The sequence below is a fragment of the Bradyrhizobium liaoningense genome, from assembly GCF_018130825.1.
In the GTDB taxonomy this organism is placed as follows: domain Bacteria; phylum Pseudomonadota; class Alphaproteobacteria; order Rhizobiales; family Xanthobacteraceae; genus Bradyrhizobium; species Bradyrhizobium liaoningense_B.
The window spans coordinates 243,276-255,528 of sequence record NZ_JAFCJS010000009.1 but is presented as its reverse complement, the minus strand read 5'-3'; the positions used below and the strand labels follow the sequence as shown (position 1 = coordinate 255,528).

Below are 12,253 nucleotides of genomic sequence, written 5' to 3'. Positions count from 1 at the left end.
TCGTCTCGCCCGGCGCGTGTTCCAGGGGTTTTGGCCCCGAGGTTCAGGTTTTGGGTGGGACGATGGGTGCAACCCGGCGGTCCCGCTTTCGCGATGACCGCCAACCGGAAAGAGCTTGCTGTGGAACGAGCGGCAAAAAAGGAAGCGGTCGAACAGCTCAATGGGGTCTTCAAGACCACGGGCGTCGCGGTCGTTGCTCAATATTCCGGCCTCACCGTCGCCCAGATGCAGAAGCTGCGCCAGCAGATGAAGCAGGCGGGTGCCTCGGTGAAGGTCTCGAAGAACCGTCTCGCCAAAATTGCTCTTGAAGGCACTGACGTCGTTGCCATCGGCCCCATGCTGAAGGGACCGACCGTGATCGCGACTTCGAACGATCCGGTAGCGGCGCCAAAGGTCGCCATCGAATTCGCCAAGGCGAACGAAAAGTTCGTCATCGTCGGCGGCTCGATGGGAAAGACCGTCCTGAATGTCGACGGCGTGAAGGCGCTTGCCTCGCTGCCGTCGCTTGACGAACTGCGCGGCAAGATCGTCGGCCTCATCGTGGCCCCGGCGACCAAGCTGGCCCAGCTCGCCAATGCGCCCGCGGGCAAGCTCGCGCGCGTCATCCAGGCTCATGCCTCAAAGGGCGAAGCGGCCTGACGCCCTTCGCAAAACTCAAACCCGAACCAGACTTACACGTAAGGAAACTGAACAATGGCTGACTTGCAGAAGATCGTTGACGACCTCTCGAGCCTCACCGTGCTCGAAGCTGCTGAACTGGCGAAGCTCCTCGAAGAGAAGTGGGGCGTTTCGGCTGCCGCGGCTGTCGCCGTGGCCGGTCCGGCTGGCGGTGGCGCTGCTGCCGCTCCGGCGGAAGAGAAGACCGAGTTCACGGTCGTTCTCGCCTCTGCCGGCGAGAAGAAGATCGAGGTCATCAAGGAAGTCCGCGCCATCACCGGTCTCGGCCTGAAGGAAGCAAAGGACCTCGTCGAGGGTGCTCCGAAGCCGCTGAAGGAAGGCGTGAACAAGGAAGAAGCCGAGAAGATCAAGGCCCAGATCGAGAAGGCTGGCGCCAAGGTCGAGCTCAAGTAAGCACTGCTTACTGGCGGGATCCCGGGCAAGCGTCAGCTCAGCCCGGGATCTTGGTCCCCCTCGAGAGGGCGGGCCGGATGCAAAAGGCGTGCGACGGAACCATCCGACGCAGGCCGAACACGAAAAAGTGTGGGGATTTGCGGGTTTAACCCTCGAATCTGAACTATTGTCGCCCCATATCGGGTCGACAGCACGAAAGCGCGGTGGGCAGGGAGGCCGGATTTCCCTGTAAGCCGTTGGGAGAGCAGGCTATTTCGGGCTTTTGCAGTCCGTGAAGACGATCGTTGTGACGGGCGGGCGCGCACACCAGCGCCCCGCGCGTCGTTTTGCGTTTTGAAGGTCTGAAGAACAGATTCAGGACATTCCTGCCTGAACCTGAGTTTCTGGCCCCCAAAACGGGTTCGAAAAATTCAACCCGGGGAGCGGTGGCAGCCGCGTTCCGGACGGCGCGCCCGGAGCGGGCGACGAAATGAGAGGCCACGATGGCGCAGCAGACATTCACCGGTCGCAAACGCGTTCGCAAGTTCTTCGGACACATCAAGGAAGTCGCCGAGATGCCGAACCTCATCGAGGTTCAGAAGGCGTCCTATGACCAGTTCCTGATGGTCGACGAGCCCCAGGGCGGCCGTCTCGACGAGGGTCTGCAGGCGGTGTTCCGCTCGGTGTTCCCGATCTCCGACTTCTCGGGCACCTCGATGCTGGAATTCGTCCGCTACGAGTTCGAGCAGCCGAAATACGACGTCGACGAGTGCCGCCAGCGCGGCATGACCTTCGCTGCGCCGCTGAAGGTGACGCTGCGCCTCATTGTGTTCGATATCGACGAGGAAACCGGTGCGAAGTCGGTCAAGGACATCAAGGAGCAGGACGTCTACATGGGCGACATTCCGCTCATGACGATGAACGGCACCTTCATCGTGAACGGCACCGAGCGCGTCATCGTCTCGCAGATGCACCGTTCGCCCGGCGTGTTCTTCGACCACGACAAGGGCAAGACCCATTCGTCGGGCAAGCTGCTGTTCGCCGCCCGCGTGATCCCGTATCGCGGCTCCTGGCTCGACATCGAGTTCGACGCCAAGGACATCGTCTATGCGCGTATCGACCGTCGCCGCAAGATTCCGGTGACGTCGCTGATGTTCGCCCTCGGCCTCGATGGCGAGGCGATCCTGTCCACGTTCTACAAGAAGATCCTCTACAAGCGGACCAAGGAAGGCTGGCGCGTTCCGTTCGACGCCAACCGTTTCCGCGGCTACTCGACCGTCAACGACCTGATCGATGCCGATACCGGCAAGGTCGTGCTCGAGGCCGGCAAGAAGCTCACCGTCCGTGCCGCCCGTCAGCTCCAGGAGAAGGGGCTGAAGGCGCTGCGCATGGCTGACGAGGAGCTGGTCGGCAACTACGTCGCCGAGGACCTCGTCAACCCGAAGACCGGTGAAATCCACGCCGAAGCCGGCGAGGAAATCACCGACAAGCTGATGAAGGCGCTCAACGAGCAGGGCTACAAGGAGCTGCCGCTGCTCGACATCGACCACGTCAATGTCGGCCCCTACATCCGCAACACGCTCTCGGCGGACAAGAACATGACGCGCGAGGACGCGCTGTTCGACATCTACCGCGTGATGCGTCCGGGCGAGCCGCCGACGCTGGAATCGGCGCAGGCCATGTTCCAGTCGCTGTTCTTCGACGCCGAGCGCTACGACCTCTCCGCGGTCGGCCGCGTCAAGATGAACATGCGCCTCGACCTCGATGCGCCCGACACCCAGCGCACGCTGCGCAAGGAAGACATCCTCTCCGTCATCAAGACGCTGGTGGACCTGCGCGACGGCAAGGGCGAGATCGACGACATCGACCATCTCGGCAACCGCCGTGTGCGCTCGGTCGGCGAGCTCATGGAGAACCAGTATCGCATCGGCCTCCTGCGCATGGAGCGCGCGATCAAGGAGCGCATGTCCTCGGTCGACATCGACACGGTCATGCCGCAGGACCTGATCAACGCGAAGCCCGCGGCGGCTGCCGTGCGCGAGTTCTTCGGCTCCTCGCAGCTCTCGCAGTTCATGGACCAGACCAACCCGCTGTCGGAGATCACCCACAAGCGCCGCCTGTCGGCGCTTGGACCGGGCGGTCTGACCCGCGAGCGCGCCGGCTTCGAGGTGCGCGACGTGCATCCGACGCATTACGGCCGTATCTGCCCGATCGAGACGCCGGAAGGTCCGAACATCGGTCTGATCAACTCGCTCGCGACCTTCGCGCGCGTGAACAAGTACGGCTTCGTCGAGACGCCGTACCGCAAGGTCAAGGACGGCCGCGTCACCGACGAGGTCGTGTACCTCTCGGCGATGGAAGAGGGCCGCTACACGGTCGCGCAGGCCAACGTGCCGCTCGACCCGAAGGGCCGCTTCACCGAAGACCTCGTGGTCTGCCGTCACGCCGGCGAAGTCTTGCCGGTGACGCCGGACAAGGTCGACTACATGGACGTGTCGCCGAAGCAGCTCGTCTCCGTCGCCGCGGCGCTGATCCCGTTCCTCGAGAACGACGACGCCAACCGCGCGCTGATGGGTTCGAACATGCAGCGCCAGGCGGTGCCGCTGGTTCGCGCCGAGGCGCCGTTCGTCGGCACCGGCATGGAAGGTGTCGTTGCGCGTGACTCGGGTGCTGCGATCGCGGCGCGCCGTTCGGGCGTGATCGACCAGATCGACGCGACCCGCGTCGTCATCCGCGCCACGGAAGATCTCGATCCGACCAAGTCGGGCGTCGATATCTACCGCCTCATGAAGTACCAGCGCTCCAACCAGTCGACTTGCATCAACCAGCGTCCGCTGGTGAAGGTCGGCGACATCGTCAAGAAGGGCGACATCATCGCCGACGGTCCGTCGACCGATCTCGGCGAGCTCGCGCTCGGCCGCAACGTGCTCGTCGCGTTCATGCCGTGGAACGGCTACAACTTCGAAGACTCGATCCTGCTCTCCGAGCGGATCGTGAAGGAAGACGTCTTCACCTCGATCCACATCGAGGAGTTCGAGGTAATGGCCCGCGACACCAAGCTCGGACCCGAGGAAATCACCCGCGACATTCCGAACGTCTCGGAAGAAGCGCTGAAGAACCTCGACGAAGCCGGTATCGTCTACATCGGTGCGGAAGTGCGCGCCGGCGACATCCTGGTCGGCAAGATCACGCCGAAGGGCGAAAGCCCGATGACGCCGGAAGAGAAGCTGCTGCGCGCCATCTTCGGCGAGAAGGCTTCCGACGTTCGCGACACCTCGCTGCGCGTTCCTCCGGGCGTGCAGGGCACGATCGTGGAAGTACGCGTGTTCAACCGTCACGGCGTCGACAAGGACGAGCGTGCGCTGGCGATCGAGCGGGAAGAGATCGAGCGTCTGGCCAAGGACCGCGACGACGAGCAGGCGATCCTGGACCGCAACGTCTACAACCGTCTTGCCGAGCTGCTCGAAGGGCGGCAGGGCATTGCGGGCCCGAAGGGCTTCAAGAAGGACACCAAGATCACCCGTGCGGTGCTCGAGGAGTACCCGAAGTCGCAGTGGTGGCTGTTCGCTTCGCCGAACGACAAGCTGATGGCCGAGATCGAGGCCATGCGGAAGCAGTACGACGAGTCGAAGAAGGGGCTCGAGCAGCGCTTCCTCGACAAGGTCGAGAAGCTTCAGCGCGGTGACGAATTGCCGCCCGGCGTGATGAAGATGGTCAAGGTCTTCGTCGCGGTGAAGCGCAAGATCCAGCCCGGCGACAAGATGGCCGGCCGCCACGGCAACAAGGGCGTGGTGTCGAAGATCGTGCCGATCGAGGACATGCCGTTCCTCGAGGACGGTACGCACGCCGACATCGTGCTCAACCCGCTGGGCGTGCCCTCGCGCATGAACGTCGGACAGATCCTCGAGACTCATCTCGGCTGGGCCTGCGCCGGCCTCGGCAAGCGCATCGGCCAGACGGTCGATGCCTATTTGTCGAAGCAGGACATCAAGCCGCTGAAGGAAACCTTGAAGAAGGTCTACGGCGAGGACGAGACCATCAAGTCGCTCAACGACAATGAGCTGCTCGAACTCGGTCATAACCTCAGCCGCGGCGTTCCGATCGCGACGCCGGTGTTCGACGGCGCCAAGGAAGCCGACATCGAGGAGATGCTGAAGCTTGCTGGTCTCGACGCTTCGGGTCAGTCGACCGTCTACGACGGCCGCACCGGCGATCCGTTCGATCGCAAGGTGACGGTGGGCTACATCTACATGCTCAAGCTGCACCATCTCGTCGACGACAAGATCCATGCGCGTTCGATCGGTCCGTACTCGCTCGTCACCCAGCAGCCGCTGGGCGGCAAGGCGCAGTTCGGCGGCCAGCGCTTCGGCGAAATGGAGGTGTGGGCGCTCGAGGCTTACGGCGCGGCGTACACGCTCCAGGAAATGCTGACGGTGAAGTCGGACGATGTCGCCGGCCGCACCAAGGTGTACGAGGCGATCGTGCGCGGCGACGACACGTTCGAGGCCGGTATTCCGGAATCGTTCAACGTGCTGGTCAAGGAAATGCGCTCGCTCGGCCTCAACGTCGACCTGCACAACTCCAAGATGGGACCGGCGCCGACGTCGGAAGCGGCCGAGTAATTCGACCTTTCATGCCCGGCCTTCGCGGCCGGGCATTGGCGCCCCTCCCGAGGCCTTGAGGGCAGGGCGCCGTGCTCGAGTGATTTTCGAATTTGCGGCCGGAGGCGACCGGCACGCGAGGAGAAGACGATGAACCAAGAAATTATGAATCTCTTCAACCCGACGACGCCGGCTCAGGTCTTCGACCAGATCCGGATCTCGATCGCGTCTCCAGAGAAGATTCTGTCCTGGTCCTACGGCGAGATCAAGAAGCCGGAGACCATCAACTACCGTACCTTCAAGCCCGAGCGCGACGGCCTGTTCTGCGCCCGCATCTTCGGGCCGATCAAGGACTATGAGTGCTTGTGCGGCAAGTACAAGCGCATGAAGTACAAGGGCATCATCTGCGAGAAGTGCTCGGTCGAGGTCACGCTGTCGCGCGTCCGGCGCGAGCGCATGGGCCACATCGAGCTCGCAGCCCCGGTCGCCCACATCTGGTTCCTGAAGTCGCTGCCCTCGCGCATCGGCCTCCTGCTCGACATGACGCTGAAGGATCTCGAGCGGATCCTCTACTTCGAATACTACGTCGTTCTCGAGCCGGGCCTCACCGCGCTGAAGGACCGTCAGCTGCTGTCGGAAGACGAGTATCTGAAGGCGCAGGACGAGTACGGCCAGGACAGCTTCACCGCCATGATCGGCGCCGAAGCGATCCGCGAGCTGCTCAAGGGCATGGACCTCGAGAAGCTCGAGGCTAGCTTGCGCGTCGAGATGCAGGAGACCGACTCCGACATCAAGCACAAGAAGCTCGCCAAGCGCCTGAAGATCGTGGAAGCGTTCCGCCACTCCGGCAACAAGCCGGAATGGATGATCATGACCGTGGTCCCGGTGATTCCGCCGGACCTGCGTCCGCTGGTGCCGCTGGACGGCGGCCGCTTCGCGACCTCCGACCTCAACGACCTCTACCGCCGCGTCATCAACCGCAACAACCGCTTGAAGCGGCTGATGGAGCTGCGCGCGCCCGACATCATCATCCGCAACGAGAAGCGCATGCTTCAGGAAGCGGTCGATGCGCTGTTCGACAACGGCCGCCGCGGCCGCGTCATCACCGGCGCCAACAAGCGCCCGCTGAAGTCGCTCGCCGACATGCTCAAGGGCAAGCAGGGTCGCTTCCGCCAGAACCTGCTCGGCAAGCGCGTCGACTATTCGGGTCGTTCGGTGATCGTGGTCGGTCCCGAGCTGCGCCTGCATCAGTGCGGCCTGCCGAAGAAGATGGCGCTCGAGCTGTTCAAGCCGTTCATCTATTCGCGGCTTGACGCCAAGGGTCTGTCCACCACGGTGAAGCAGGCCAAGAAGCTGGTCGAGAAGGAGCGGCCCGAGGTCTGGGACATCCTGGACGAGGTCATCCGCGAGCATCCGGTGCTGCTCAACCGCGCGCCGACGCTGCATCGCCTCGGCATCCAGGCGTTCGAGCCCGTGCTGATCGAGGGCAAGGCGATCCAGCTTCACCCGCTGGTCTGCTCGGCGTTCAACGCCGACTTCGACGGCGACCAGATGGCCGTGCACGTCCCGCTGTCGCTCGAAGCGCAGCTGGAAGCGCGCGTCCTGATGATGTCGACCAACAACATCCTGCATCCGGCGAACGGCCAGCCGATCATCGTGCCGTCGCAGGACATCGTGCTCGGTCTCTACTACGTCTCGATCATGCGCGAAGGCCTGCCCGGCGAGGGCAAGATCTTCGGCGACATGGCCGAGCTCGAGCACGCGCTGCATGCGAAGGTCATCCACCTCCACACCAAGATCAAGTATCGGTGGCAGGGCATGGACGAGACCGGCAAGGTCTCGACGCGCTGGATCGAGACCACTGCCGGCCGCGTCATGCTCGGCAATCTGCTGCCGAAGAATCCGCGGATTTCGTACGAGATCATCAACAAGCTGATGACCAAGCGCGAGATTTCGGGCGTCATCGACCAGGTCTACCGTCACTGCGGTCAGAAGGAGACGGTGATCTTCTGCGACCGCATCATGGCGCTCGGCTTCTACAATGCGTTCAAGGCCGGCATCTCGTTCGGCAAGGACGACATGGTCGTGCCGCACGGCAAGTGGAAGATCGTCGACACCACCCGTACGCTGGCGAAGGATTTCGAGCAGCAGTACAACGACGGTCTGATCACCCATGGCGAGAAGTACAACAAGGTCGTCGACGCCTGGTCGAAGGCCACGGAAGAAATCGCCAAGGCGATGATGAAGGAGATCTCCTCGACCAAGAAGACGGCGAGCGGGGCCGATGCCGACATCAACTCGATCTACATGATGGCTCACTCCGGTGCCCGCGGTTCGCCGGCCCAGATGCGCCAGCTCGCCGGCATGCGCGGCCTGATGGCCAAGCCGTCGGGTGAGATCATCGAGACGCCGATCATCTCGAACTTCAAGGAAGGCCTCTCGGTGCTCGAGTACTTCAACTCGACCCACGGCGCCCGCAAGGGCCTCGCGGACACCGCGTTGAAGACTGCGAACTCGGGCTACCTGACCCGTCGTCTCGTCGACGTGGCGCAGGACTGCATCATCACGCAGAGCGACTGTGGCACCAAGCTCGGCATCAAGATGCGCGCCATCGTCGATGCCGGCACCGTGGTTGCTTCGCTCGGCTCGCGCATCCTCGGACGCACGGCCTGCGAAGACATCCGTGACAGCTCGGGCAAGGTGATCATCAAGCGCGACACGCTGATGGAGGAGAGCCATCTGGAAGCCATCCAGCAGGGTGGCGTGCAGGAGGTGAAGATCCGCTCGGCGCTGACCTGCGAGCTCGTCAACGGCATCTGCGGCAAGTGCTACGGCCGCGACCTCGCCCGCGGCACGCCGGTCAACCACGGCGAAGCGGTCGGCGTCATCGCGGCGCAGTCGATCGGCGAGCCGGGCACCCAGCTCACCATGCGCACCTTCCACATCGGCGGTGCGGCGCAGCTCAACGAGCAGTCCTTCGTCGAAGCCAACTTCGACGGCAAGATCGTGATCCGGAACAAGGCCATCGCCCGCAACAGCGAAGGTCACCTGATCGCGATGGTGCGCAACATGGTGGTGGCGATCGTCGATGCCGACGGCACCGAGCGTGCGACACACCGTGTCCAGTACGGCTCGCGCCTGCACGTCGACGAAGGCGACATGGTCAAGCGCGGCCAGCGCGTCGTCGAGTGGGATCCCTACACCCGTCCGCTCCTCACCGAAGTCGAAGGTACGATCGGCTTCGAGGATCTGGTCGAGGGGCAGTCGATCTCGGAAACGCTCGACGAAGCCACCGGTATCGCCAAGCGCGTGGTCATCGACTGGCGCTCGACCCGCGGCGGCTCGGACCTGCGTCCGGCCATCGTGGTCAAGGGCAAGGACGGCAAGGTGCTCAAGCTCGCCCGTGGCGGCGATGCCCGCTACATGCTGTCGGTCGACGCCATTCTCTCGGTCGACGTCGGAGCCAAGGTCAACCCGGGTGACATCCTCGCCCGTGTCTCGACCGAAAGCGCCAAGACGCGTGACATCACCGGCGGTCTGCCGCGGGTGGCGGAACTGTTCGAGGCCCGGCGTCCGAAGGATGCGGCGATCATCGCCGAGATCGCGGGCACCATCCGGTTCGGGCGCGACTACAAGAACAAGCGTCGCATCTCGATCGAGCCGATGGACAAGACCGAGGAGCCGCGCGAGTACCTGATCCCGAAGGGCAAGCACATCCACCTTCAGGACGGCGACGTCGTCGAAAAGGGCGACTTCATCGTGGAAGGCAACCCGGCGCCGCACGACATCCTTGCGGTCAAGGGCATCGAGGAGCTCGCGGCCTACCTGGTGAACGAAATCCAGGAGGTTTACCGGCTCCAGGGCGTGCTCATCAACGACAAGCACATCGAGGTGATTGTCCGTCAGATGCTCCAGAAGGTGGAAGTCACCGACCAGGGCGACACGGACATGATCTCCGGCGAGCAGGTCGACAAGATCGAGTTCGACGCGCTGAACGAGAAGGCCAAGGAAGAGGGCAAGAAGCCCGCCACGGGAACGCCGGTTCTGCTCGGCATCACCAAGGCGAGCCTGCAGACCCGCTCGTTCTTCTCGGCGGCTTCGTTCCAGGAGACCACCCGCGTCCTCACCGAGGCGGCGGTCAACGGCAAGATCGATCCGCTCGAAGGCCTCAAGGAAAACGTCATCGTCGGCCGGCTGATCCCGGCAGGCACCGGCGCCTCCATGGCCAAGATCCGCGAAGTCGCCATGAAGCGCGACAAGCTGATCCTGGACGAGCGCGAGAAGCAGGCGTCTGTCGTGCCGCCCGCGCCGGAAGCGGAGCTTCCTGCGCTGCCGCCCGCGGAATGAGCGTTCATCCGTAGGAATACCGAGGACAATGAAAAGGCCGGCGCAAGCCGGCCTTTTTGCTGCTTTCTTTGCTTGCTGCGATGCAGGATCAACCTTTGTTCATCTTTCCTTCAGGCGCAAAAGCGCTTCTGCTAGGAGAGCTTAGACCGGTGGATCCCGTGACGGGGGCAGGGCCGGAGACCACGGAACTGATATGCTTGATCTCGCAATCGTAGGCGGCGGCCCCGGCGGGCTGATGAGCGCCTGGTATCTGAAGCGCAAGCTCGGCGACCTCTGCCGCGTCACCATCTACGAGGCGTCGGACCGGCTCGGCGGCAAGATCGTCACACGTAAATTCGATTCCGCGCCCGCGACGTACGAGGCCGGCGTTGCCGAGATCTACGACTACTCGATGACCGGTCCGGATCCGCTGCGCGAGCTGATCCAGCATTTCGGCCTGCAGACGATTCCGATGGATGCCGAGCAGGTGCAGTTCGGCGGCGAATTGCTCAACGACGTGCCGGGCATGCGTCGCAAATACGGCGCCAAGACCGCGGCCGCGATCGAGGCGTTCCGCAAGCGCTGCACCGAGGTGATGTCGCCGATCGAGTATTACGAAGGCGTCGGCGCGCACGACAACGAGAGTCCCTGGGCCTACAAGACCGCCGAGCAGGTGCTCGACGAGGAGGTCGAGGACGAGACCGCAAAGCGCTTCTTCAAGGTGATGGCACGCTCGGACATCGCGACCGAAAGCCACAACACCAACGGCCTCAACGCGCTCAAGAACTATCTGATGGATGTCGACGGCTATATCGGCCTCTACTCCATCCAGAACGGCAACGAGCAGCTGATCGAGTGCCTGCAGTCGGAGGTCAATGCCGACATCCAGCTCAATCACCGCGTGCTCACCGTCGGCAAGGCGCCGACCGGCCGCTACCAGCTCAAGATGATGAACGGCAAGGGCCCGGAGACGCGCGATTTCGACCTCGTGCTGGTCTGCCTGCCGCATTCCTGGCTCGCCACCGTCGGGTGGGAAGGCGAGCAGTTGCGCAAGTCGATGGTCAAGCACGTCTCGTATTTCGACCGTCCGGCGCACTATTTGCGCGTCTCGATCCTGTTCGACGAGCCGTTCTGGGGCGAGAAGATTCCCGGCGCCTGGTTCATGTCTGAAGCCTTCGGCGGCTGCTGCGTCTACAACGAGGGCGCGCGCCACGACGTCGGCAAGCATGGCGTGCTGAACTGGCTCATTCCCGGCTCCGACGCGCTGGCCTTCGCCAATCTCTCCGATCAGGAGCTGATCGACGCCGCGCTGAAATCGCTGCCGGCCTCGCTCGGCGATGCGCGCGCGCATTTCTTGGAAGGCAAGATCCACCGCTGGCTGTCGTCCGTGAACGCGCTGCCGGGCGGTCTGCCCGTGCGCGACGTCATGACCAATCACCGGCCCGAGCCGAAGGAACATCCCGGCATCGTCGTGGTCGGCGACTATCTGTTCGACTCGACGCTCAACGGTCTGCTCGACTCCTCGGATGCGGCCACCGACATCATCCTGACCGAGATGATGCGCCTGCGCCGCGAACGCGCGCAGGAGGACAAGCCGCTCTCCGACAAGATCGACCGCGACTATTTCGAGAACTATCGCGGCCTCGGTCCCTATCACGAGGCGTGGCAGCACTTCACCGATCCCGACTATCTGACGAAGCTGATCGGCGTCGTCTGGGGCAAGGCCAAGGGCTCAAAGCTCCTGGTCGCGGGCTCGGCCAGCGGGGAGCTGGTCGGCGCGCTGCGCGAGCGGGGCATCGATGCCTGGGGCGTCGAGAACAACCGTGCCATCCATGCCAGGACGCCGAAGGCGCTGAAGAAGTACAACAAGCTCGGCTCGATCACCGACATGCCGTTCAAGGACGGCAGCTTCGACTACGTGTTCGAGACCAGCCTCTGCCACGTTGCCCCGAAGCAGGTGGTCCGCGCGATCCGCGAGCTCAACCGCGTGGTCAAGACCGGCCTCGTGTTCGGCTCGGTCACCTCGGACATGGCGCCGGCTCTGATCGACCGCTACGACCTGCTGCGCGGGGTCAAGAAGCTCGGCACCTGGTGGGAATGGTCCGAGCTATTCTTCGGCAACGGCTTCGATCTGTCGATGCACCGCAAGGACTGCACCGATGCGCTCTGGGAGGCGACGCTCGCCGCGGGCAAGGGCCCGGGCCAGTGGTACGCCGACGCGGACTCTTTGCGTTATTCGTTCTTCGACAAGGTCGAGGACGAGGACGACGACTAGC

The 12,253-nt window shown here is 63.5% G+C and carries 5 protein-coding genes; all 5 read left to right on the top strand.

Going from position 1 to position 12,253, the window contains the following annotated elements; genetic code table 11:
• Positions 1-120: 120 nt before the first annotated feature.
• The 5 genes from rplJ (at position 121) to JQ603_RS32300 (ending at position 12,252) form a co-directional block, all read left to right on the top strand.
• A complete protein-coding gene (gene rplJ, locus JQ603_RS32320) occupies positions 121-639 on the top strand; it encodes a 50S ribosomal protein L10 (protein WP_212345949.1) in 519 nt (172 codons plus the stop codon).
• Positions 640-693: 54 nt separating this feature from the next.
• Positions 694-1,071: a 50S ribosomal protein L7/L12 gene (gene rplL, locus JQ603_RS32315; RefSeq protein WP_018647233.1), complete on the top strand. Its 378-nt coding sequence runs from the start codon at positions 694-696 to the stop codon at positions 1,069-1,071.
• A gap of 482 nt (positions 1,072-1,553) precedes the next feature.
• The gene (gene rpoB, locus JQ603_RS32310) at positions 1,554-5,672 is read left to right on the top strand and encodes a DNA-directed RNA polymerase subunit beta (RefSeq protein ID WP_183245041.1); all 4,119 of its coding nucleotides are present in this window, start codon (positions 1,554-1,556) and stop codon (positions 5,670-5,672) included.
• Between the two features lie 129 nt (positions 5,673-5,801).
• Entirely contained in the window at positions 5,802-9,998 is a 4,197-nt protein-coding gene (gene rpoC, locus JQ603_RS32305; protein WP_212345946.1) for a DNA-directed RNA polymerase subunit beta', read from the top strand.
• Positions 9,999-10,191: 193 nt separating this feature from the next.
• Positions 10,192-12,252, top strand: coding sequence for an FAD-dependent oxidoreductase (locus tag JQ603_RS32300; protein WP_212345943.1), 2,061 nt, complete (start codon positions 10,192-10,194; stop codon positions 12,250-12,252).
• Position 12,253 lies beyond the last annotated feature (1 nt).